Origin of the sequence: Streptomyces sp. NPDC002232 (assembly GCF_042890295.1) — a bacterium.
GTDB lineage: Bacteria > Actinomycetota > Actinomycetes > Streptomycetales > Streptomycetaceae > Streptomyces.
In genome coordinates this window covers 649,149-672,062 of record NZ_JBIARV010000001.1, presented here as the reverse complement: position 1 = coordinate 672,062, position 22,914 = coordinate 649,149, and the positions used below count along the sequence as shown (strand labels likewise).

At 73.2% G+C, this 22,914-nt stretch carries 20 protein-coding genes; 12 read left to right on the top strand and 8 right to left on the bottom strand.

Going from position 1 to position 22,914, the window contains the following annotated elements; translation table 11 throughout:
• Nucleotides 1–42: 42 nt before the first annotated feature.
• A complete protein-coding gene (locus ACFYXU_RS02960; protein WP_329854060.1) occupies nt 43–1,395 on the bottom strand; it encodes an APC family permease in 1,353 nt (450 codons plus the stop codon).
• A 54-nt stretch (nt 1,396–1,449) separates the two neighbouring features.
• Here ACFYXU_RS02960 and ACFYXU_RS02955 point away from each other — a divergent pair, with 54 nt between their 5' ends.
• Both ACFYXU_RS02955 and ppgK read left to right on the top strand, forming a co-directional pair.
• Nucleotides 1,450–2,502, top strand: coding sequence for a 4-hydroxy-3-methylbut-2-enyl diphosphate reductase (locus ACFYXU_RS02955; protein WP_376512647.1), 1,053 nt, complete (start codon nt 1,450–1,452; stop codon nt 2,500–2,502).
• Nucleotides 2,503–2,531: 29 nt separating this feature from the next.
• Nucleotides 2,532–3,275, top strand: a complete 744-nt coding sequence (gene ppgK, locus ACFYXU_RS02950; RefSeq protein ID WP_329854057.1) for a polyphosphate--glucose phosphotransferase — start codon at nt 2,532–2,534, stop codon at nt 3,273–3,275.
• Between the two features lie 47 nt (nt 3,276–3,322).
• Here the strand turns inward: ppgK and ACFYXU_RS02945 are convergent, their stop codons facing one another.
• Nucleotides 3,323–3,898 (bottom strand): DUF6542 domain-containing protein, encoded by a 576-nt coding sequence (locus ACFYXU_RS02945; RefSeq protein WP_389407973.1) that lies wholly within the window; start codon nt 3,896–3,898, stop codon nt 3,323–3,325.
• A gap of 311 nt (nt 3,899–4,209) precedes the next feature.
• Between ACFYXU_RS02945 and ychF the strand changes: the two genes are divergently transcribed.
• Nucleotides 4,210–5,298, top strand: coding sequence for a redox-regulated ATPase YchF (gene ychF / locus ACFYXU_RS02940; protein ID WP_329854053.1), 1,089 nt, complete (start codon nt 4,210–4,212; stop codon nt 5,296–5,298).
• 129 nt (nt 5,299–5,427) lie between these two features.
• Here the strand turns inward: ychF and ACFYXU_RS02935 are convergent, their stop codons facing one another.
• Both ACFYXU_RS02935 and ACFYXU_RS02930 read right to left on the bottom strand, forming a co-directional pair.
• A complete protein-coding gene (locus tag ACFYXU_RS02935; protein WP_389456299.1) occupies nt 5,428–5,691 on the bottom strand; it encodes a type II toxin-antitoxin system RelE/ParE family toxin in 264 nt (87 codons plus the stop codon).
• Nucleotides 5,684–5,953, bottom strand: a complete 270-nt coding sequence (locus ACFYXU_RS02930) for a type II toxin-antitoxin system Phd/YefM family antitoxin (protein ID WP_389115842.1) — start codon at nt 5,951–5,953, stop codon at nt 5,684–5,686. Before ACFYXU_RS02930 ends, ACFYXU_RS02935 begins: the two co-directional genes overlap by 8 nt.
• A gap of 200 nt (nt 5,954–6,153) precedes the next feature.
• Between ACFYXU_RS02930 and ACFYXU_RS02925 the strand changes: the two genes are divergently transcribed.
• Both ACFYXU_RS02925 and ACFYXU_RS02920 read left to right on the top strand, forming a co-directional pair.
• Nucleotides 6,154–8,799: a BTAD domain-containing putative transcriptional regulator gene (locus ACFYXU_RS02925; protein WP_389407977.1), complete on the top strand. Its 2,646-nt coding sequence runs from the start codon at nt 6,154–6,156 to the stop codon at nt 8,797–8,799.
• 129 nt (nt 8,800–8,928) lie between these two features.
• Nucleotides 8,929–9,714, top strand: a complete 786-nt coding sequence (locus ACFYXU_RS02920; protein ID WP_389456296.1) for a DUF4232 domain-containing protein — start codon at nt 8,929–8,931, stop codon at nt 9,712–9,714.
• A 67-nt stretch (nt 9,715–9,781) separates the two neighbouring features.
• Here the strand turns inward: ACFYXU_RS02920 and ACFYXU_RS02915 are convergent, their stop codons facing one another.
• Both ACFYXU_RS02915 and ACFYXU_RS02910 read right to left on the bottom strand, forming a co-directional pair.
• Entirely contained in the window at nt 9,782–10,480 is a 699-nt protein-coding gene (locus ACFYXU_RS02915) for a DUF6000 family protein (RefSeq protein WP_389456294.1), read from the bottom strand.
• 98 nt (nt 10,481–10,578) lie between these two features.
• Nucleotides 10,579–11,691 carry a threonine synthase gene (locus ACFYXU_RS02910; RefSeq protein ID WP_389407979.1) on the bottom strand — a complete coding sequence of 371 codons (1,113 nt, stop codon included), beginning with the start codon at nt 11,689–11,691 and terminating at the stop codon, nt 10,579–10,581.
• Nucleotides 11,692–12,164: 473 nt separating this feature from the next.
• On the opposite strand from ACFYXU_RS02910, the gene ACFYXU_RS02905 reads away from it, so the two are divergent.
• On the top strand, nt 12,165–13,217 hold the full coding sequence (locus ACFYXU_RS02905; protein WP_389407980.1) for a DUF4190 domain-containing protein: 1,053 nt from the start codon (nt 12,165–12,167) through the stop codon (nt 13,215–13,217).
• A gap of 325 nt (nt 13,218–13,542) precedes the next feature.
• Here the strand turns inward: ACFYXU_RS02905 and ACFYXU_RS02900 are convergent, their stop codons facing one another.
• Nucleotides 13,543–14,904: a glycoside hydrolase family 18 protein gene (locus ACFYXU_RS02900; protein WP_389407981.1), complete on the bottom strand. Its 1,362-nt coding sequence runs from the start codon at nt 14,902–14,904 to the stop codon at nt 13,543–13,545.
• A gap of 213 nt (nt 14,905–15,117) precedes the next feature.
• On the opposite strand from ACFYXU_RS02900, the gene ACFYXU_RS02895 reads away from it, so the two are divergent.
• The 6 genes from ACFYXU_RS02895 (at nt 15,118) to ACFYXU_RS02870 (ending at nt 22,048) form a co-directional block, all read left to right on the top strand.
• Nucleotides 15,118–15,870: a GntR family transcriptional regulator gene (locus ACFYXU_RS02895; RefSeq protein ID WP_329854044.1), complete on the top strand. Its 753-nt coding sequence runs from the start codon at nt 15,118–15,120 to the stop codon at nt 15,868–15,870.
• 305 nt (nt 15,871–16,175) lie between these two features.
• A complete protein-coding gene (locus ACFYXU_RS02890; protein WP_389407982.1) occupies nt 16,176–17,906 on the top strand; it encodes a purine-cytosine permease family protein in 1,731 nt (576 codons plus the stop codon).
• A 155-nt stretch (nt 17,907–18,061) separates the two neighbouring features.
• Nucleotides 18,062–18,241: an SPOR domain-containing protein gene (locus ACFYXU_RS02885; protein WP_376514210.1), complete on the top strand. Its 180-nt coding sequence runs from the start codon at nt 18,062–18,064 to the stop codon at nt 18,239–18,241.
• Nucleotides 18,242–18,281: 40 nt separating this feature from the next.
• Nucleotides 18,282–18,767 carry a (deoxy)nucleoside triphosphate pyrophosphohydrolase gene (locus ACFYXU_RS02880; RefSeq protein ID WP_389407983.1) on the top strand — a complete coding sequence of 162 codons (486 nt, stop codon included), beginning with the start codon at nt 18,282–18,284 and terminating at the stop codon, nt 18,765–18,767.
• Nucleotides 18,768–18,910: 143 nt separating this feature from the next.
• Entirely contained in the window at nt 18,911–19,333 is a 423-nt protein-coding gene (locus ACFYXU_RS02875) for an ATP-binding protein (protein ID WP_376514206.1), read from the top strand.
• Between the two features lie 144 nt (nt 19,334–19,477).
• Nucleotides 19,478–22,048 carry a SpoIIE family protein phosphatase gene (locus ACFYXU_RS02870; RefSeq protein ID WP_376514204.1) on the top strand — a complete coding sequence of 857 codons (2,571 nt, stop codon included), beginning with the start codon at nt 19,478–19,480 and terminating at the stop codon, nt 22,046–22,048.
• 142 nt (nt 22,049–22,190) lie between these two features.
• Here the strand turns inward: ACFYXU_RS02870 and ACFYXU_RS02865 are convergent, their stop codons facing one another.
• Nucleotides 22,191–22,901, bottom strand: a complete 711-nt coding sequence (locus ACFYXU_RS02865; RefSeq protein WP_376514202.1) for a PspA/IM30 family protein — start codon at nt 22,899–22,901, stop codon at nt 22,191–22,193.
• Nucleotides 22,902–22,914 lie beyond the last annotated feature (13 nt).

The following is a 22,914-nucleotide window of genomic DNA, read 5'->3' as shown; positions in this document are numbered from 1 at the left end:
CCGCACCGCACCACACCGTCACGTCCCGCCCCGCGACGCGCCTCACCTGTCCGTGGACGTCCGGGTCGCGCCCTGGACGGCCAGGACCACCAGGCCCACGCCCAGCCACACCACGCCCACCACTTGCGCGGCGGGCGAGGCCTCGACGATCACGGCGATCAGGATCGCCGCGCCCACCACCGGCAGCACGACGTGCTTGAGCCAGTGCGGCGGCCCCTCGGCCCGGCGTACCGCGAACCAGCCCACCACGCTCGCGTGCAGCAGGACGAACGCCGTCAGCGCGCCGACGTCGACGACCGAGACCAGGTGGTCGAGGCCGTCGTCCCGGCGCGCCGCCCACAGCGCCGCGATCATCGTCACCGTCGCCGCCACGAGCAGCGCCACCCGGGGGACGCCCCCGTCGGTGCGGCCCAGCACGTGCGGAAGGCGCCGCTCGCGGCCCATCGCGAACAGCAGCCGCCCGCCCGCCGCCTGCCCCGCGAGCGCCGCGAAGGCCGCGCCGATCGCCTTGGAGGCGGCCACCAGATCGTGCAGCCAGTCCCCCACCGAGGCGTCCACGGCGTCGTAGAAGGCCGAGCCCTGCCGGCCGGGATCGGCGGCGAGGTCGGCCGAGGAGAGCGGTTCGAGGAGCGCGACCAGCCAGGTCTGGGCCACGAACAGGGCGCCCGCGAGCGCCAGGCAGAACAGCACCGCCCGCGCCACCTTCGCCGAGCCGCCCGTGACCTCCTCCGCGAAGGAGGCGATCGCGTCGAAGCCCAGGTACGACAGGACGGCCACCGAGACCGCGCCCACCACCGCGGCGAGCGAGAACGAGACGTCGCCGGTGAGCGGCGACCACCAGTCGCGCAGCGCCCCGTCCCGTACGAGCACGACGATTGCCGAGACGACGAAGATCAGCAGGACCACGATCTCCAGGGCGAGCACCGCGAAGCCGACCCGGGCCGCCGCGCGCACGCCCCACAGGTTCAGGAGGGTGGTGATGACCACGGCGATGCCGGTCCACACCCACCGGTCCACCTCCGGGACCAGCGCCTCCATCGCGATCCCCGCGAAGAGATAGGCGACGGCCGGGATCAGCAGGTAGTCGAGCATCGCCATCCACCCGGCGATGAAGCCCGGCCCCTCGCCGAGACCCTTGCGCGCGTACGTGAAGACGGAGCCGGCCTGCGGCGCGACCCGGACCATCTGGGCGTAGCTCGACGCCGTGAACGCCATGGCGACGGTGGCGACGACGTACACCAGTGCCACCGCGCCGTGCGACTTCGCGTCGAGCGTGCCGAAGACGCCGACCGGCGCCATGGGGGCGATGAACAGCAGTCCGTACACGACAAGGTCGCGGAAGCCGAGATTCCGGCGCAGCTTCTCGTGGTCCGTGACCTGCGTCTCCTCAACCATGGCGTCAGTTTCGGCCACGGCGCCGCTCCAGAGGCTCACCGACGCGGCCTTACGATGGGACGCATGACTGCAACGCCCGCGCCGACGCCCGATTCCGCCTCCGCGACGAACCGCCCGAAGCGTGTCCTGCTCGCCGCCCCCCGCGGCTACTGCGCGGGCGTGGACCGTGCCGTGATCGCCGTGGAGAAGGCCCTGGAGCAGTACGGGGCCCCGATCTACGTCCGGCACGAGATCGTCCACAACAAGTACGTCGTCCAGACCCTGGAGCGGAAGGGCGCGATCTTCGTCGACCAGGCGACCGAGGTGCCGCCCGGCAACATCGTGATGTTCTCGGCGCACGGCGTCGCCCCGACCGTCCACGAGGAGGCCCGCGCCGGCCGGCTCGCGACCATCGACGCCACCTGCCCGCTGGTCACCAAGGTCCACAAGGAAGCCGTCCGCTTCGCCAACGACGACTTCGACATCCTCCTCATCGGCCACGAGGGCCACGAGGAGGTCATCGGCACCTCCGGCGAGGCCCCCGACCACATCCAGCTGGTCGACGGCCCCGAGGACGTGGCCAAGATCGAGGTCCGCGACCCCTCCCGGGTCGTCTGGCTCTCCCAGACCACCCTCTCGGTCGACGAGACCATGGAGACGGTCGACGCGCTGAAGGAGAAGTTCCCGCAGCTGATCTCCCCGCCGTCGGACGACATCTGCTACGCCACGCAGAACCGTCAGACCGCGATCAAGGAGCTGGCCGGCCAGGCCGAGCTGGTGATCGTCGTCGGTTCGAAGAACTCCTCCAACTCGATCCGCATGGTCGAGGTCGCCAAGCAGGCCGGCGTCCCCGCCGCGTACCTGGTCGACTTCGCCAGCGAGATCGACGAGGCCTGGCTGGAGGGCGTGACCAGCGTCGGCCTCTCCTCCGGCGCCTCCGTCCCGGACGTCCTGGTGCAGGAGGTCCTGGAGTGGCTCGCCGAGCGCGGCTACGCGGACGTGGAGATCGTCAAGACGGCGGACGAGTCCCTGACCTTCTCGCTGCCCAAGGAGCTCCGCAACAAGGACCTGCGCGCCGAGGCGGACCGGCTCGCGGCGGCCGCGTCCGGCGCCTCCGTCGAGGAGTAGCGAGGCGCGCCAGCCCGTACCGTTAGTCCATGAACGTCTTCGGAGTGGACATCGGCGGCTCGGGCATCAAGGGCGCCCCCGTGGACCTGGAGCGCGGCACGCTCGCCGAGGAGCGCCACAAGGTACTGACCCCGCAGCCCGCCACACCCGACGGTGTGGCGGGCTGCGTCGTGGAGGTCGTGGAGAACTTCGGCTGGACGGGACCGGTGGGGGTGACCTTCCCGGGCGTCGTGACGGGGTCCACGATCCGTACGGCGGCCAACGTCGACAAGTCCTGGATCGGCGTCGACGCGGGCACCCTGCTGAGCGAGCGGCTCGGCGGGCTCCCGGTGACCGTCCTGAACGACGCGGACGCCGCCGGGATCGCGGAGATGACCTTCGGCGCGGGCCGGGGCCGCAAGGGCACGGTGATCCTGCTGACGCTGGGTACGGGCATCGGCTCGGCCCTCTTCGTCGACGGCCGGCTCGTCCCCAACACGGAGCTCGGCCACCTGGAGCTGAAGGGCCACGACGCGGAGACCCGCGCGTCGACGAAGGCCAAGGAGGACGAGGACCTCAGCTGGGAGCACTGGGCGACGCGGCGGCTGCGCAAGTACCTCGCGCACGTGGAGATGCTCTTCTCGCCGGAGCTGTTCATCATCGGCGGCGGCGTGAGCCGCAAGGCGGACAAGTTCCTGCCCCTGATCGAGGGCATCCGCGCGGAGATCGTCCCGGCGGAGCTCCAGAACAACGCGGGGATCGTGGGGGCGGGGATGGCGGCGGGGACGTCCTGAGGGACGGACGGTCTGCCCCACAGCCACCCCACACCCGCGGCTCGTGCCTAGGCGACGGGACGGCGTCCCGCCGGCCGGGGCCGTCCGCCCGGGCCCTCGCCGACCCCGGCGGCCGTGCGGGCGGCGGGGCGGTGGTGGCGGCGGCCCATGTCGCGCACCTTGCGGACGCTCGCGATGACACCGGCGACGAGGGTGCCGCCGTAGAGCCATCCGGCGTGCACGGCGAGGGCGGTCACGACGGCCATCGCCTGGCCGCCGAAGCCGCCCGAGCCGCCCGCGATGGGGATGACGCCGACGGCGAAGGCGATGGGGACGGCGATCGGCGCGACCACCAGGTCGGCGGCCCGTACCCAGAGCGCGGTCAGGGCGCTGACCGGCAGGAACAGCAGGCCGTAGACCACGGGGGAGCCGTCGAGGAGCAGCGCGTCGAGGAGGCCGAGGGTGAGCATGACGGCCGAGGCGAAGAGCCCGCTGCCGAGCCCGGTGAGGCGGGGCGACGGGAGCCGGCGCAGGGCGACGACCACGGGCGGCGCGGGACGGCGGCCGGGGTGCCCGGAGCCGCGACCGGCCGGGCCCGGACCGGTGCCACCCGCGCCCGCGTCGGCCGCCGCGGCGCGTTCCACGCGCCCGCGCCCGGGCGGGCGGCCCGCCCGGCCCGTCACGCGGTAGACGGCCGAGCCCTCGACGAGCGGGCCCGGGGGTGCGACCGGCGGCGTGGCGGGGTTCTGCGGCCTTCGGCGTCCTTGCGGCTGACTTGTCCTGTGCTGCTCCACCTGACCAACGTAGGTCGGAAGGGGGCGGGAACCGGGTCCGGGACACGCCCTTTGGGTGACCTTGCCCCCGAGAACGACCGAAGGTCGGCGTCACTGGCCGGTTCGGCCCGCCCGTAAACTGGGGGATCGGCCCACCATCCACACTTCAGGAAGTCGCCACCGTGTCGCTCACGATCGGAATCGTCGGTCTGCCGAATGTCGGCAAGTCGACCCTGTTCAACGCCCTGACCAAGAACGACGTGCTGGCGGCCAACTACCCGTTCGCCACGATCGAGCCGAACGTCGGCGTCGTCGGCGTCCCGGACGCCCGCCTGACCAAGCTCGCGGAGATCTTCAGCTCGCAGCGCGTCCTCCCGGCGACGGTCGACTTCGTCGACATCGCGGGCATCGTGCGCGGCGCGAGCGAGGGCGAGGGCCTGGGCAACAAGTTCCTCGCGAACATCCGCGAGTCGGACGCGATCTGCCAGGTCATCCGCGCCTTCAAGGACGAGAACGTCGTCCACGTCGACGGCAAGGTCTCGCCGAAGGACGACATCGAGACGATCAACACGGAGCTGATCCTCGCGGACCTCCAGACGATCGAGAAGGTCCTGCCGCGCCTCCAGAAGGAGATGCGGATCAAGAAGGACACGGCGCCGAAGGTCGCCGCGGTCGAGGCCGCCCAGGCCATCCTCGAGAAGGGCGACACCCTCTTCTCGCAGGGCATCGTCCAGGGCTCGGAGAAGGCGGAGCTGCTGCACGACCTCCACCTCCTCACCACCAAGCCGTTCCTGTACGTCTTCAACGTGGACGAGGACGAGCTGACGGACGACGCCTTCAAGGCCGAGCAGAGCGCCCTGGTGGCCCCGGCCGAGGCGATCTTCCTCAACGCCAAGCTGGAGCAGGACCTCGCCGAGCTCGACGAGGAGGACGCCATGGAGCTCCTCCAGTCCGTCGGCGCCGAGGAGCCCGGCCTCGCCACCCTCGCCCGCGTCGGTTTCGCGACCCTCGGCCTCCAGACCTACCTGACGGCCGGCCCGAAGGAATCCCGCGCCTGGACGATCAAGCAGGGCGCGACGGCCCCCGAGGCGGCCGGTGTCATCCACACCGACTTCCAGAAGGGCTTCATCAAGGCCGAGGTCATCTCCTTCTCCGACCTCGTCGAGACGGGCTCGGTAGCCGACGCCCGCGCGGCCGGCAAGGCCCGCATGGAGGGCAAGGAGTACGTCATGCAGGACGGCGACGTGGTGGAGTTCCGCTTCAACGTGTGACGTCTGTTGCTTCACGTTAGCGGGTTGCGTCAAAAGAGCAGCTCAGAAGGGGTCGGACTCGTTCGAGTCCGACCCCTTCGTCGTCGTGCTGGATGGGTGCTGGATGACCTGACGTGTGGTCAGTCGAAATCAGGCGTCGTCAACGGTGGAACGGTGCCCCACATGAACGACCCAGACCACCAATTCACCGTTGTCGATCGTGTAGACGACGCGGTAGTCGCCGACCCGTAGGCGCCGGCGATCCGGCTGGGACACGAGTGCGGTGGTGTTGAAGCCGAGCGGATCGCTTTCCAGTTCGGTCAGCTTGGCCAGGATGCGCAGCGCCATCTCGCGTGGGATCTTACGAAGCTCGGCCTGCGCCTCGGGGCGGAAGACGGTTCGGTATTCACTCACCGCGCGCCAGCGTCTCCCTCATGATGTCCTCGATCGGGATGCCGGGTGCCGGGTTGGCCATGCGTTCGTCGATGATCCGGTTGATCTCGCGCTCTTCCCATTCCTGGTACTTGCGCAGCACCTCGATGGAGACGACAGCGGCGACTTCCTTGCCACGGCGCGTGATCACCGTGGGTACGTCGTCGCGGTCGGCGCGCTCCACGACCTCCGCCAGGTGCGCACGTACGTCGCGGATCGACTCTCTGGGCAGCGGCTGCGTCATGCGCTCAAGTGTACCGAGTGTTCCATGTGTACGCACCAGGGATGAGCGGGGCGGTTGGCTTCCCTCGCTTCGGCTTCGCGCGCCGGGCCCCCGGGTCCGGCCCCGCGCGGTCCGGGGCGGGGATCGGTCGGTGGGTGGGTTCCCGCTGCCACGTATCCTCGGTTCTTCGGGGTGGGGGAGAGGGATCGCGGAGGTATCAGGTGGAGTTCCGGCTGCTCGGCTCCGTCGCGCTCGTGACGGAGGGCAGGGACGTAGCCTTGGGGCCCGCCAAGCGGTCCAGTCTGCTCGCCATGCTCCTGCTGCGGCCCAACAGCGCCGTGAACGTCGGGCAGTTGATCGATGCCCTGTGGGAGGAGGAGCCGCCCACGCACGCCAAGACCGTGCTCCAGGGGCACGTCTCCCGGCTGCGGGCGCTGCTCGCCGAGCACGGGGCCGAGGCGTACGGCGTGGAGCTCGCCACGCAGGGGTCCGCCTATGTGCTGCGGATGCCGGAGTCCCTGGTCGACGCCCACCGCTTCGAGGAGCTCGTCGGGCTCGCCGGGGTCCAGCGCCGGCCCGCCGACGCCGTGCGGATGCTGCGCGAGGCGCTGTCGTACTGGCAGGGGCCCGCCCTCACCGGGACCGTGCACAGCAGACCCCTCGAAGCCGCCGCCGGAGGCCTGGAGGAGCTGCGCCTCGCGTCGGTGGAGGCGCTGGCCGAGGCGTACGGGCAGCTCGGCGAGCACGGCAGGGCCGCCGCCGTCCTGCGTACCGAGGCCGTCGCCCACCCGCTGCGCGAGTCCCTGGCCGCCGCCCTGATGCTGGCGCTCGCCCGCTCCGGTCGGCAGTCCGACGCCATCGACTGGTACCACCGGACGCGCCGACTCCTCGCCGAGGAGCTGGGCGTCGACCCCGGCGAGACCCTCTGCGAGGCGTACGCGACGCTGCTGCGCGCCGCCGAGCCCGTCCCCGCCCCCCGGCCCGCCGCCGAGGTCAAGGCCCCCGCGCCCGAGGGGCTGCCCCGGGCGCCGCGCGGCTTCACCGGACGCGCGGCCGACATGGCCGAACTCGACCGCGCCGTCCGCTCCGGGGACGGTCCCGTCTGTCTCGTGACCGGGCCCGCCGGCGTCGGCAAGACCGCGTTCGCCGTGCACTGGGCCTACGAGCGCCGGGCCGACTTCCCCGACGGGCGGCTCTTCGCCGACCTGCGCGGCTTCAGCGACACCGCGGAGCCCGAGACCGCCGCCGTCCTGCGGGAGTTCCTGCTCGCCCTCGGCGTCTCGCCCCAGCGGATCCCGGAGACCGTCGAGGCGCGCGGGGCGCTCTTCCGGTCCCTCACCGGCGGGCGCCGGCTGCTCGTCGTCCTCGACAACGCCCGCTCCTCCGAGCAGGTCCGCCCCCTGCTGCCCGGCGGCGCCCCCTGCACCACCCTCGTCACCAGCCGCGACCGGCTCGGCGGCCTCATCGCCTCCGACGCGGCCCGGCCCGTGCCGCTCGGACACCTCCAGCCGGCCGCCTCCGCGGCCCTCCTCACCACCGTCCTCGGCCAGGCGCGGGTCGCCGCCGAACCGGCCGCCGCCACCCGCCTCGCCCGGCTCTGCGACGGCCTGCCGCTCGCGCTCCGGGTCACCGCCGCACGGCTCGCCGAGCGGCCGCGGTGGACGCTGGAGGCGATGGTCGGCGAACTCGCCGACGAGCAGGGCAGGCTGGCGCTGCTCGACGTGGAGGACCGGGGCGTCTCGGCCGCGCTGCGCCTCACGGTGCAGCAGCTGCCCGAGTCGGCGGCCCGGATGTTCCGCGCGCTCGGCCTGCACACCGGCTCGGACCTGGACCGGTTCGCCGCGGCGGCGCTCGCCGGGACGACGCCCGGACAGGCCTCCGCCGACCTGGACCGGCTCTCCGCCGCGCACCTGCTGACCGAGGCCGTGCCCGGCCGCTGGACGCCGCACGACCTGGTCCGTCTCTACGCGCGCCACCTCGCCCCGCTGGCCGACCCCGAGGGCCTGCCCCGGCTCCTCGACCACTACCTGTACACGGGCCTGGCGGCCGACGCCGCCGCCGAGCCCGGCTCCCAGCCCTGCTACGCCCTGCCCGCCGACGCCCGACGGCCCGCCGCGACGCGGGAGTTCGAGGACCGTACGGCGGCGCTCGACTGGTACGTGGCCGAGCGGCCCGCCCTGGAGGGCGCGGTCGCCGCCGCGGCCGCCCTGGGCATGCACGACCGGGCCTGGCGGCTCGCCCTCGTGCAGTGGCCGCTGATGCTCATGCGGATCGGCGACGGCTGGACGCCGCTCCTGGAGGCCGGTCTGGCCTCCGCCGAGGCGATCGGCGACCTCGACGCCCAGTCACGCACCTGTGCGCTGCTCGGCTGGATCCTGCACGAGGAGGGCCGGGACGCCGAGGCGCTGGTCCACCTGGAGCAGGCGCCCGGCCTGGCGGCGCGGGCCGGTGACTCGATCAGCGAGGCGATCGCCCACGTCAATCTCGCCGCCGTCCTGGACGCGACCGGGGAGCACGAGCGGGCCGGGCTGCTCATGCGGCACGCCGTGTCGCTCGCCGACCGCATCGGCCACCCCTCCACGCAGGTGCTGACGCTCCAGCACCTCGCCGGTCACTGCCTGAAGGCGGAGGAGTACGAGGCGGCGCTCGCCCACACCCTTCGCGCCGGGGAACTGGTCGCGCCCGACGCGGTCGTCATCCGGGCCTCCCTCCAGATCACCCTGGGGGAGGCGCTGGCCGGCATCGGCCGTCTCGACGAGGCCACTGACCAGCTCGAACGCGCGATCGTCGCGGCCGACGCGGCCGGTTTCACGGAGGGTTCGGCGCGGGCGGCGGCGCATCTCTCGCGGCTGTCAGCGGATCGTTAGCGGTACGCAAGCGGGACGGCAGCGCGGAACGGGAAGCTGAGAGCGGCACCGGGGAACACGACGGTGCCGCGAGGCCCGCGCACCGAGCGCGCGGCCCCGGCCGAACCGCGTCAACGGGGGAGAACCACCATGCGCAATCACCGCAAGCACACCGTCCTGGCCGCCGCCGCCATGGCCGCCCTCTCGTTGGGCCTGACCGCCTGCGGCGGCGGGGACGGCGCCGCAGGGGCGAAGGACGCGGGCAGCGCGAGCTCCGCCCCGTCCGCCACCGGTGACGCGGGCAGCGGCACGGCCGGCGGCGGTACGGCGGACCAGACGGCCGCGAAGAGCGGCGCGGGCGCGACGGGCTCCGGCTCCACGGGCTCGGGTTCCACGGGCGGTTCCACGGCCGGTGGCTCCACCGGCTCCGGCAGCGGCTCCGGCACCGCGAGCCGCGGCTCCACCGCGGGCACCACGGGCGGCTCGGGCAAGAGCTCCACCAAGGCCCCCGCCTGCGCCTTCGGCGACATCAAGGTCTCGGCGGCGAAGGCGGACGAGGTCCCGACCGAGCACATCGTCCTCACCGCCACCAACGTCTCCGGTCGCTCCTGCACCCTGCTGGAGTACCCGCTGATCGCCTTCGGCCCGATCCAGACGGCCAAGGACATCCCGTCCGTCGCGAAGAGCAAGCCGGGCACCCCGATCGTCCTGCAGGCCGGCGCGCCCGCGTACGCGAACGTGCGGATCGCGCTCGGCGGCGTCCACGAGGACAACAAGGTCGTGAAGGAGTTCAACGTGAACCTCTTCGCCGCCGAGGGCCCGGCCGAGGGCAGCATCGTGGTCAAGGCCCCCGCCGGCGGCCTGGCCGTCGACGAGGCCGCCGCGAAGACGGGCTACTGGACGTACGAGCTCCGCAACGGCGCCGACGAGTTCTGACGGGTCCGCGACGGCGCCGCCGCGTTCTGATCCGCGCGGTGGCGTGGGGGCGGCGCCCGGTGTGGCGTCAGAGGCGGGTCCAGCCGTCCGCGAAGTCGCACCGGAGGTCGCTCCATCCGCGTAGCCCCTCCGGGGTGAAGGCGGGGTCGTCGCGCAAGCCGGGCGAGACACCGACCCAGGTGTCCCAGAGGCCGCCCGGGGTGAGGAACCGCTCGGCGTACGAGGTCCCCAGGGCGGCGTCGAGCCGCAGCAGCGAGCCGAGCGCCTTGTGCTGGTCGTACCGGAGGTCGGTCCGGGGCAGATAGCGGTCCAGGTAGGCGGCGAGGAGCTCCGCGTCCGCGCGGGTGCCGAGCCTGGCGAGGGCGAAGCAGTAGGCCCCGCCCGCGTAGCAGACCTCGCTGGCCAGGAGCAGCGCGCCGAGCCGCTCGCGGAACCGGGCCCGCCGGTCCACGCCGATCAGCCAGGCCGCCGTGAACCGTGACCGCCACTCATACGCGAGCAGGGCGTCCAGCTCCTCGTCGGTGATGCTCGCCGCGTCCTCGGCGATCCGGCGGGTGAAGTCGCGGTCCGGCTCCTGCCCGGGGTGCAGGTACCGGCCGCCGAGCAGCCGCAGGTAGCGCGGCCGGCCGCCGTCTCCGCCCCCGGCGACCACGTACCGCTCCACGACGTCGCCGTGCCCGCTGTCCCGGGGGTCCCGCAGGACCATCCGGCCGGTGGCGCCCGCCACATGGGCCTCGACGCCGGTCACCTCTCGACTGCCGCTCATGGGACGCAGTCTGCCGGGGAACGGCGCCGAGCGGCCAGGTGTTTACGCCCGCCTGCCCGCCCGCTCCCCCGTACGTCAGGAGCGCCCCGGTCCCAGGCTCACGGGACCAGCCCCGTCTTCGCGCCCGCCCCGCAGAGCGGTACCACCGTGAGGCCCGGGCGGGGCGGGGTCGCGTTCACCGCCGCCCAGCAGGCCACTCCGGTGGCCTCCACGAAGAGGCCGCGTCGCGCCAGGTCGTGCTGGGCGGCGCGGATCTCGTCCTCCGGCACCGTGAGGAACGTGCCGCCCGTCGCGCGGACCGCCCGGAGGATCTGCCGGGCGCGGGGCGGGGCCGGGATCGCGATGCCCTCGGCGAGGGTGGGGCGCGCGACCGCCGGTTCCGTCAGGTCGTCCGCGCCCGCGTGGAAGGCTTCGGCCAGCGGGGACACGGCCTCCGCCTGGACGGCGACGAGCGCGGGCCGGGTGCCGATGAGGCCGTGGCCGTACAGCTCCTCGATCGCGAGGGCGGCGCCGAGGAGCAGGGTGCCGTTGCCGACGGGGACGACGATCGTCTCCGGGAGCCGGCCGCCGAGCTCCTCCCACAGCTCGTAGACATAGGTCTTCGTGCCGTGCAGGAAGTACGGGTTGTGGACGTGCGAGGCGTAGAACACGCCCGGCTCGTCGGCGGCCTCGCGCGCCGCCCGCGCCGTCGCCTCGCGGTCGCCGGGGACCTCGACGGTCCGGGCCCCGTGCGCCCGGATCTGCTCCAGCTTCTTCGGGGAGGTGCCCTCGGGGACGTACACGACGCAGTCGAGCCCGGCCCGCGCGCCGTACGCGGCGATCGCCGTGCCCGCGTTGCCGCTGCTGTCGGCGAGGACCGTGCGCGGTCCCAGCGCGCGGGCGTGCGCGGCGAGCATCACGGCGCCCCGGTCCTTGAAGGAGAGCGTCGGCATGAGGAAGTCGAGCTTGGCCGAGACCGATCCGGTGGCCGACGCGGTGAGGGGTACGAGCGGGGTGCGGCCCTCGCCGAGGCTCACCTCCGGCCCGTGCGGGAGCGGCGGGAGCGCCTCCGCGTAACGCCACAGCGAGTTCACGCGCGAGCCGAGGGACGCGAGCGGGACGGGCCCGCCCGTGAAGGCGAGGTCCCAGGGGCCGCGGCACTTCGGACAGCACCAGGCGAGGGCGGAGACGGGGGACTGGGTCCGGCAGTCGGGGCACTCGTAGAAGGTCATGGGCGGCAGCATCGCAGTCGTACGGCAGGGGTGTCGTGAAGGTGCGCGGGACCTCGCGGGAGTGCCGTGGACCGGTCGCCGCCTCGCCCGTCGGCCGGACCTCGGCGCCGGAGGTCCGCACCAGGGCGCCGCGGCCCCGGAGTTCCGGTCTCGGCCCCGCGCCTGCTCCGCGTCGGCCAGACCTCAGGCCGGAGGTCCGCACCAAGGCGCCGCGGCCCCGGAGTTCCGGTCCCGGCCCCGCGCCTGCTCCCCGTCCGAAACAGGGGGGTGGTCGCCCGAGGGCAGCCGCCCCTTACGTACGATGCGCGACCGAGCATTTGTTCGCGTCGCCCGCCCGCCCGTCACAGGAGCACGCACCCGTGGAGCCGAGCCAGCCGAGCCAGCCGACCCCGCCGCCCTCGGGCGGCCCGCAGTCCGGGGGTGGTCCGGGTGCGGGAGGGTGGCCCGCGCCCGGCCCGTACACGTCCCCGGGAATGCCGTACGGGCCGCCCGGCCCCGCCCCCTACGGGCAGCCGCAGCACCGCTCCACCAACGGGTTCGCCGTCGCCTCCCTCGTCGCCGGCCTCGTGTGCTGCGTCCCGCCCCTCGGACTCGTCCTCGGCCTCGTCGCCCTGCCGCGGATCAGGAAGAGGGACCAGAACGGCAAGGGCCTCGCGATCGCCGGCATCGCGCTCTCCGTCGTCAGCTGCCTGCTGCTCGTCGCAGGGCTCGTGAGCGGCGGCTTCCGGACGGCGTACGAGAGCTTCAAGGAGGGCGTCGACGAGGCCTCCCGCTCGCGGTCGGCCTTCGCGCTGCGCCCGGGGCAGTGCTTCACGGACCACAGCAAGGGCGAGGAGTACGCGACGGACGTCCGCGTCGTCGACTGCGCCGGCCCGCACGACGGCGAGGTCAGCGGCACGTTCAAGGTCACCGGCGTCGCCACGTGGCCCGGCGACGACGCGCTGGAAGACATCGCGGACGAGCGCTGCGAGCCGATCAACGCGGCGTACGCGATGGACACCTGGGCGATCCCGCGTAGCGTCGGGCTCTCCTACTACCAGCCCAGCCGGGAGAGCTGGCGGCTCGGGGACCGTGAGGTGACCTGCGCCTTCACCGGGGAGAAGCCCTTCTCGGGCTCGGTGCGCTCCGACACGACCCGGCTGACCCTCGACCAGGAGCACTTCCTGCTCAGCCTCAACCCGATCGAGACGGTCGGCTACCGGGAGCCGGAGGAGGACCCGGACGAGGACTTCGAGGCCAACCGGCAGTGGGCCCGTGAGCTGCTGGCCGCGATCGACTCGGCGCGCGAAGGCGTGCGGGACCGCGACTGGCCCGGCACCTCCAAGCCGGCGCTCGAGGCGCTCGGCAAGGAGCTCGACACGGCCTCGGAGCGCTGGCGCGCGATGACCGCGGCGACCGACGCGGACGCGTACTGGGAGGGGTACGAAGCCGCCTGGGACGCCCTCCCCGAGGACCTGGGCGCCGAGGCGCGGACCGCCCTCGGCCTGACGGGCACGCCCCCGGCGGACGAGGGCACCCAGGCCTGAGCCCCGGGCGGGCGGAGGGAGCCGGGGCGCGGACCCGCGCGGCCTGGCCGACGGGGTGCGGACCCGGGCGTACGGACGGGGCCAGGCGTACGGACGGGGCCGGGCGTGCGGACGGGGCCGGGTGTACGGACGGGGCTGGGCATACGGACGGGGCCGGGCGTTGGGACGGCCCGGGCATACGGACGGGGCCGGGCCTCCCTTCTCGGGAGGCCCGGCCCCGTCGGGTGCGGACCGGCGGCGGTGGACCGGTGCGGCGGCCCGTGACCGACCGCCGTGCCGGTTCACCGTGGGCGGCGGGGCGCCGGTCCGCGGTTCGGGGGGTGGCTCAGCGCCGGGTGAGACCCCGGTCGATGGCGGTGATCAGCTCGCCGTCGGGGGTGTCCCCGTCGAGGGACCAGACCATCGCGCCGCCGAGCCCGTTCTGCCGGACGTACGAGGACTTGGCGCGCAGGACGGTCGGGTCGTCGTACGTCCACAGGGTCGTGCCGTCGAAGAGCCAGGCGTGGCCGTTCTTCGCGCCCCGGTAGAGCTTGTACGTCCCCGAACCGGCCAGCTTCCTCAGGTTCTTGTAGTCCTCCGTGCCGGCCGTCCAGGTGGCCGGGGCGGGGGCCGCCGCGGGCTGCCCGAGTCCGTCGCCGCCGCCGGTCACTCCGGTCCAGCCCTGGCCGTAGAAGGGCATGCCGACCACGAGCTTGTGGGCGGGGGCGCCGCGCCGCAGCCAGGCCCGGACGGTCTGGTCGACGCTGAAGTCGTCCTTGGCGTAGAGCGCCGACTGCTGGGCGGTGGTCGCCTCGCCGGAGACGTGGAAGTCGTAGCCCTGGAGGTTCACGAAGTCGAAGTCCCGCATGATCCTGGCGACCTCGAAGCCCGCGTCGATCTTCGCGGGCGCGGTGGGCACGTACGCGCTGAGGTCGTAGTGCCGGCGCTGCTTCTGCGTGCGGCCGTACGCGTCGAGCTGCGTGCGGAACTCCCGTACGAGCTTGGTGAAGTTGGGCTTGTCCTCGGGGCGGATCACGTTTCCCGGGGCGCCTTCCGAGCCGGGCCACTCCCAGTCCAGGTCGATGCCGTCGAAGACCCCGGCCGCGGCCCCGGCGCCGCCTCGGGCGCCGTCCACGGGCAGGTTGCCCTTGATGTACGTGTCGATGCAGGAGGCGACGAGGGCCTTGCGGCCGGCGTCGGTGCGCACCGCGTCGGAGAAGTGCGCGGAGCCGCTCCAGCCGCCGAGCGAGATCATGACCTTGAGGCCGGGGTGCTTCGCCTTGAGCTCGCGCAGCTCGTTGAAGTTGCCGGCGAGCCGCTGGTCGGCGGTGTCGGCGGCGCCGTCGACGGAGTTCGCGGCGTCGACGGGGCGGACGTAGTCGGCCCACGGGTCCGCGCCCGGGGCGTTGCCCACGAGGCACTTGCCGTCCGCGCCGATCACGCCGAAGGCGTAGTTGATGTGGCTCAGCTTGGCGGCCGTGCCGCTCGTCTCCAGATCCTTGACCTGGAAGTTCCGGCCGTAGATGCCCCATTGGGTGAAGTAGCCGACGCGCTTGAGCGCCGGCGTGTGCGCGGTCCCGTGCGGGGACGCGGACGTGTGCGGGGCCCTGGGGGTCGCGTCGGCGGCGGGGGCCAGGGTGGCGAGGAGGCCGAGGGCGGCCGCGGCGGCGGTGCCGAGGGTCAGCGTGGTCAGGGCTCTGGGGCGCATGGGCTCGTTCCTGTGCGAGGCGGGATGGAGCGTGCGGGCAGGAACTTATTGGTCTGGACCAATAGGGGTCAAGGGGTCTGACGGCATCCGTCTCGACATGACCGCCGGTAGCCGGGATCGTCATCACTTCGAGTGAAACTTTGGCCCATGCTTGCGGATCGCGACCGTCGGTTGTCAGGCTGTAGCTGACAGTCAACCTGAGGGGAGTGTCCAGTGACGTTCGGTGAGCAGCCCGCCTATCTGCGCGTGGCGAGCGATCTGCGGGAGAAGATCGCCAACGGCTCGCTTCCGCCGCATACCCGCCTCCCCTCGCAGGCACGCATCCGCGAGGAGTACGGGGTGTCGGACACCGTCGCGCTGGAGGCCCGCAAGGTGCTCATGGCGGAGGGGCTGGTGGAGGGCCGCTCGGGGTCGGGGACCTATGTGCGCGAGCGGCCCGTCCCGAGGCGGATCGCCCGCTCCGGCTACCGGGCCGCGTCCGGCGCGAGCCCGTTCCGCCAGGAGCAGGCCGCCGAGGGGGCCCGTGGCACCTGGGAGTCGCGCAGCGAGCAGGAGCCGGCGAGCGTCGAGGTGGCCGAGCGGCTCGGCATCGACCCGGGCGAGCGGGTGATGCGCACGCGGTACGTCTACCGGGACGGCGGCGAGCCCATGATGATCTCCACCTCCTGGGAGCCCCTCGCCGTCACCGGCCGGACTCCGGTCATGCTGCCGGAGGAGGGTCCGCTGGGCGGCTGCGGCGTCGTGGAGCGGATGGCGGCGATCGACGTCGTCGTGGACAACGTGGTGGAGGAGGTGGGCGCCCGGCCGGGTCTCGCCGAGGAGCTCCTGACCCTCGGAGGGGTGCCGGGGCACGTGGTCATGGTCCTGGAGCGGACGTACTACGCCTCGGGCCGCGCCGTCGAGACGGCCGACGTCGTCGTCCCCGCCGACCGCTATCGCGTCGCCTACCACCTACCGGTGCGGTGAGGCTCCGGGGGTGGGGTGGATGCGGGGGTACGGGGGCCTCCGGCGGTGCGGCGTCGGTGCCTGGCGGGGCCTCCGCGCCCGCCCGCCCCGCCGGTGGCTCCCTCCCGCCCTCCGTCGCTCCGTCGCCCCCCGCGACCACTGTCCCGACCGTTCAGCGGGTCCGGCCGTCCGGGTGGTGTGACCGCGAGTTAACGGGGCGTCAACTCGTGTAACCGCGCGGCAACCGCCCGCCGACGCCCGCCGTCACGCGCGGCTCCTACCTTCCTCGTCCGTACCCGCGACCCGGTCGGACGACAGGAACCCTCATGACGGACACGGTCACCCCACCCACCCCGCAGCCGGAGGCGGCCCCCGAGCCGCACGCCGGACCCCGCCGCAGCTACGCCAGGCTGGCCGCGGACGAGAGCCGCGAGGACTACTCCCTGCGGTACGCCCCGCACTCCTTCCGGCGCTGGTCGCCCGGGACCGTCGCCGGCACCGCCCTCGGCGGCATCGCCTACCTCGCCGACTTCGCGATCGGCGCCTCGATCGTCTTCACCTACGGCTTCACCAGCGGCCTCGCCTCGATCCTCACCGCCGCCGCCCTGATCTTCCTCACCGGCATCCCCATCGCCCGGGCCTGCGCCACGTACGGCCTGGACATGGACCTCATCACCCGCGGCGCCGGCTTCGGCTACTTCGGCTCCACGCTCACCTCGCTGATCTACGCCTCCTTCACCTTCATCTTCTTCGCGCTCGAAGGCTCGATCATGGCCCAGGCCATGCACCAGGCCGTCGGCCTCCCGGTGCAGGCCGGCTACCTCGTCACCACGCTGATCGTCATCCCGATCGTCTTCCGGGGCATGGGCGCCCTCGCCAAGGTGCAGGCCTGGACCCAGCCGATCTGGCTCGTCGGCCTGGTGCTGCCCTTCGCCGTGCTGGCCTTCGAGGCCCCCGACGCCTGGGGCGCCTTCGCCTCCTTCGGCGGCACGGAGGGCGCCGGAGCGGGCTTCTCGTGGATCGGCTTCGGTCTCGGCACGGGCGTCGCGCTCTCGCTCATCGCCCAGATCGGCGAGCAGGCCGACTACCTGCGCTTCATGCCTGCGAAGACCGAGGCGAACAAGCGCCGGTGGAACCTCGCCGTGCTCGCCGCCGGACCCGGCTGGGTCGTGATCGGCGCGGCCAAGCAGCTCGGCGGCGCCTTCCTCGCCTTCGTCGCCCTGGAGGCCGTCGGCAAGACCCACGCCCTGGAGCCGATCGCCCCTCAGATCGAGGCGCTGAGGCCCTGGCTCGGCTCTGTCGCGCTGCCCGCCGCTGCGCTCTTCGTGATCGTCTCCCAGATCAAGATCAACGTCACCAACGCCTACAGCGGCTCGCTGTCCTGGTCGAACTTCTTCTCCCGCGTCACCCACCGGCACCCCGGGCGCGTCTGGTACATCTTCCTCAACCTCGTCATCGCGCTGACGCTGATGGAGATGAACATGTTCGCCGCCCTGAACAAGCTGCTCGGGTTCTACTCCAACGTCGGCATCGCCTGGATCGCGGCCGTCGCCGCCGACCTCGTCATCAACAAGCGGGCCGGCTGGAGCCCCCCGTACATCGAGTTCAAGCGCGCCTACCTGTACGCCGTGAACCCGGCCGGCTTCGGTGCGATGGTCATCGCCTCCGTCGTCTCGATCCTCGCCTTCTTCGGCCTCTTCGGCACCTACGCCGAGGCGTTCTCCACCTTCATCGCCGCCGGCCTGGCCCTCGTCCTCTGCCCGCTCATCGCGTGGGCCACCCGGGGCCGCTACTACCTGGCCCGCCCCAACACCGTGAACGGCCCCGGGGCCGACGTCGCCGACGAGCGCGCGACCCACACCTGCGCCGAGTGCGAGACGGCCTACGAGCTGCCGGACATCGCCGACTGCCCGGTGCGGTCCGGCCCCGTCTGCTCGCTGTGCTGCTCGCTCGACGCCACGTGCGGGGACGCCTGCCGCAAGGACCCCGGGGGCGCGGGCCGCGGTCCCGTCCTGATGCCGGTGCCCACCGTCCCCGCGGCGGCGCCCGGAGTGTGACCTTCGGCCTCCGTCCGTCGGTTCCCGGCCGATCCGTGCCTCTTTGTGAAAACCCGTATCCGCTGTGTGAAGGTCAGGCGTAAGCTCCGGCATATGCGGATTGCGGTTTCCCGGAGATCCTTGACGGTGCCCGGACCGGCGGAGGGAGAAGCCTGATGACCGACAGCGGCCCCGTCCTTGCCTGGCTCGTCATACGGCAGGACGACAACGGCAACCGCTACCGGGTGGGGCGGTACGCGACCGAGGCCGAGGCCCAGAAGATCGCGGACAGTCTCGACGACCGAGGTCACAAGCAGCTCTACTGGGTCGAGCGCATCGGCACCCCCGCCCTCTGACCCCGGCGGGCCCCGCCCGGTCCGGGCTACGCTCACGCCCATGACGGAACGCGCCACCGGCCCCGCCGCATCCCACGAGCACCACCGCGACGCCGACCCCGGCCAGGGGGCCGGCGTCGTGGTCGTCGTCGCCGGCGCGCTGTACGACCGGGGTCGGCTGCTCGCCGCCCGCCGCAGCGCCCCCGTCGAGCTCGCCGGCCGCTGGGAACTGCCCGGCGGCAAGCTCGAACCGGGCGAGACCCCGGAGGATGCCCTGGTCCGCGAGCTGCGGGAGGAGCTCGGCGTGGAGGTCGAGCCGGGTGAACCCCTCCCCGGCGTCTGGCCGCTGAAACCCGGATACGTCCTGCGGGTGTGGACCGCGCGGCTGCTCTCCGGCGAACCGCGCCCGCTGGAGGACCACGACGAACTGCGCTGGCTCGCCCGGGGCGAACTCGACTCGGTCGACTGGCTCGACCAGGACCGCCCCGCCGTCGCCGAGGCCGCGCTGAGACTGCCCGCCGCCCCCGGCGGTGGCGCGCGCGACTGACTTCCTACGCCGTTCGTGCCACCGTGCGCCTGTGGACGCCCCCGACGGGATATCCCGCCCCAAATAGCGGGTATGTGCAGAATGTCCCCTGGGGGAGGGGGCTGGACCTTCCTGCTGACGCACGGCTGGGGAAGTGATCGGGTGTGATCGACACCGAGGGCGACCGCGCGGAGTGGCACTTCCCCGCGGAGGCGAACGCCGTGCGCACGGCCCGCCACGCGGTGCGCGAGACGCTCCGCGCCTGGGAGCTCGACAAGGAGCTCGGCGATGTGACCGTCCTGCTGGTCAGCGAGCTGGTGACCAACTCCCTGCGGTACGCCTCCGGACCCATCGGGGTCCGGCTCGTCCGGCCCCGCTCCGACGGCGCCGACCCGGCGCATCCGCCGGCGCTCCTGGTGGAGGTTTCCGATCCGCTTCCGGATCCCCCCACCGAGCGGGCCCCGGGACCCGAGGACGAAGGGGGCCGCGGCCTCGGTCTCGTGGCCTGTTCCGCCCGCCGCTGGGGGACCCGTAGAGGAAGCCAGGGCAAAACCGTATGGTTCGAGCTGGCTCTCCCGGGTGAGTAAACAGGGTGGGACAACGATCACCGGTACTCGGCGAGGGACGAACGAGACCACCCTGTGATCGTGAACGTCGTGCCGTCGGGGCCCGCTGTATTGAATACTGCGGGCATGGCCGGTCCGGTGCGGTGAGCTGGAGGGGACGGTCGCGTGAGCGAGATACCTGAGACGGCGAGCGGCGGCGTCGTGTGGCAGAGCAGCCCGCCCGGCTCGATCTATGACTACATCCGGGTGGCCTCCTTCTCGATCGGGCCGGACGGCCTCGTCGAGCAGTGGAGCCGACGGGCCGTGGACCTGTTCGGGGTCACCGCGGAGGAGGCCAGGGGCAAGGACCCCGTCGAGGCCTTCATGCCCGCGGACCTGCGGGAGCGCGGCCACCGGCGGGTCAAGGAGATCCTCGACGGCAAGGAGTGGACGGGCCTCGTCCCGTTCCGCATGCCCGGCGAGGACCGGCCCCGGGGCATCGCCGAGATGTACGTCATGCCGAGCGAGACCCAGACCGGGGAACGGGCCGCGCTGTGCATCGTCGTCGACGTGCGCGCCCTGCGCCGCATCGAGACCGACCTCGCCGCCTCCCAGGCGATATTCGGCCAATCCCCCTTCGGCTTCCTCCTCTTCGGCACCGACCTCACCGTGAAGCGGGCCAACCGGCGTTTCGCCACCGTCTTCGGCGGCGAGGCCGACGACCACCGCGGCCGGACCGTCCACGACTACCTCGGCCACGCCGAGGCGGACCGGATGACCACGGCCCTCCGGCGGGTCCTGGAGACGGGCGAGTCCGTCACCGACTTCCAGATCATCGGCGCCGCCCCCGGCGCCAGGGACCGCCGCCACTGGTCCATCAACCTCTACCGCGTGCACAGCGGCTCCGGCCGCCCGATCGGCGTCGCCGGGCTCGGCATCGACGTCACCCGCCGCCACAACGCCGCCCGCGAAGCCGCCAACGCCCGCCGCAACCTCGCCCTGCTGAACGAGGCCGGCGCCCGCATCGGCAACTCCCTCGACCTGGAGGCCACCGCGCGCGAGCTGCTCGACGTCGCCGTCCCCGGCTTCTGCGACCTCGCCTCCGTCGACCTCTACCAGGGCCTCCTCACCGGGGACGAGGCACCACCGGGCCGCTGGGGCAACTCCCACGACGTCGGCTACGGAGCGGGCAGCGCCGAACTCCGCAGGGTCGCCTTCGCCAGCGCCGTCTCCGACACCCCCCTCAGGACCGACGAGGGACACGGACCGGACAGCGGCTGTCGCGGACCCGTGCCCATCGAGGTCGGCGCCGTCCACCGCTACCCCTTCAACTCGCCCTGCGCCGGAGCCCTGCGCACCGGACGCGTCCGCACCGTCCCGGGCGGCGAGGGCGACCTCGTCCAGTCCACGCTGATCGTCCCGATGGTCGCCCACGACACCCTCGTCGGGCTCGTCCAGTTCTCCCGCGCCAAGGGCAGCGAGCCCTTCGGGGAGCGCGACCGGGCCCTCGCCGTCGAACTCGCCGCCCGCGCCGCCGTCTGCATCGACAACGCCCGCCTCTACCGCCGCGAGCACGAGCGCGCCCTGATCCTCCAGCGCAGCCTGCTCCCGCCCGGCGACCCCGAGGCCGCCGGCCTCGACATCGCCTGCCGCTACCTCCCCGGCACCGCCGCCACCGAGGTCGGCGGCGACTGGTTCGACGTCATCGAACTCCCCGGGCACCGCACCGCGCTCGTCATCGGCGACGTCATGGGCCGCGGCCTGCGCGCCGCCGTCGCCATGGGCGAACTCCGCACCGCCGTCCGCACCCTCGCCCAGCTCGACCTGGAGCCCGCCGAGGTGCTCTCCCACCTCGACGAGATCGCCCGGGGCCTGGGCGCCCCCATCGGCGCGCAGCAGTCCCGCAGCCACAAGAACCGGGGACCCGAGCTCTCCGAGGTCTACCTCGCCACCTGCGTCTACGCCGTCTACGACCCGGTCACCCGGCGCTGCACCTTCGCCAACGCCGGACACCTCCCGCCGGTGCTCGTGGAGCCCGGCGAGCCGGCCCTGCTCCTCGACGTACCCCCCGGGATGCCGCTCGGCGTCGGCGGGGAACCCTTCGAGGAGGTCGAGGTCGAACTGCCCGAGGGCGCGCTCCTCGCCCTCTACACCGACGGGCTCGTCGAGTCCCGCGACCATCCCCTGGACGAGGGGCTCCAGGCCTTCCGCCGCGCCCTCACCGACCCGGACCGCGCCCTGGAGGACGTCTGCGACCGCGTCCTCACCAGCCTCGACACCGGACACGGCGAGGACGACATCGCCCTCCTCATGGCCAGGATCCAGGGGCTGCCCGGCGAGGCGGTCGGCGACTGGCAGCTGCCCAGGGAACCCCGCTCGGTCGGCCGGGCCCGCGAACTCGCCCGCGCGCAGCTCGCCGCCTGGGACCTGGACGCCCTCGTCGACACCGTCGAACTGCTCGTCAGCGAACTCGTCACCAACGCCCTGCGCTACGGGGAGGGCGAGATCAGGCTCCGCCTGCTGCGCGACCGCACCCTCGTCTGCGAGGTCTGGGACGCCGGACTGGTCCAGCCGAGGCGCCGCAGGGCCCGGGACACCGACGAGGGCGGCCGCGGCCTCCAGCTCGTCGGGCTGCTCTCCTCCTCCTGGGGCTCGCGGCGCACCCCGCGCGGCAAGACCGTCTGGTTCGAACTGGCCCTGCCGGACGGCGAGGGGGCTGCGGAGCCGACGGTGGAACAGCTCCTCAGCATGTTCTGAGGGGCCGCCACCGCCGGCCTCGGGCGAGGAGCACGTCGGTCCTCGGGGGCCTCGGTCCTCGCGTACTTCGGTCCCTGGGTCCGTCGGCCCTCGACCACCGCGGCTCCCGGGGCTCCCGAGGACCCTCGGCTCCCGCGCGGCCTCAGTTCTTGAGGGCGGCCAGCCGGGCCTCGATCTCGGCGCTGTCGCCGAGCGCGTCCAGCTGCTCGAACTGGGCGTCCAGCGAAGAGGCGGCCAGCTCCTGCTTGCCCAGCGCCTTCGCCTCCTCCCGGCGCACCTTGTCCTCGAAGCGGCCCAGCTCGCTCGTCGGATCGAGCACGTCGATGTTCTTCACGGCGTCCATCATCCGGTTCTGCGCCCGGGCCGAGGTGGCCCGCGCGACCAGCTCGTCGCGCTTGGCCTGGAGCTCGCCGAGCTTGGCCTTCATCTGGTCGAGGCCGGTCCTGAGCTTCGCCACGACCTCGGTCTGGGCGGCGATCGTCGGCTCGGCGGTCCTCGCCTCCTTCTCCGACTGCAACTGGCGCCCCAGTGCCACCTTCGCCAGGTTGTCGAAGCGGTCCGCCTCCGCCGCCTGCCCGCCGGCCCGCAGCTCGTCGGCCTTCCGGCTGGCGGCGAGGGCCTTGCCGCCCCACTCCTTCGCCGCCTCCACGTCCTCCTGGTGGTCCTGCTCCATCAGCCGGAGGTTGCCGATGGTCGCCGCCACCGCCTCCTCCGCCTCCGCGATGTTGTTCGCGTAGTCGCGGATCAGCTGGTCCAGCATCTTCTGCGGATCCTCCGCCTGGTCGATGAGGGCGTTGATGTTCGCCTTCGCGAGCTGGGTGACCCGGCCGAGGATCGTCTGCCTGCTGCTCATGTCTCGCTCCTTG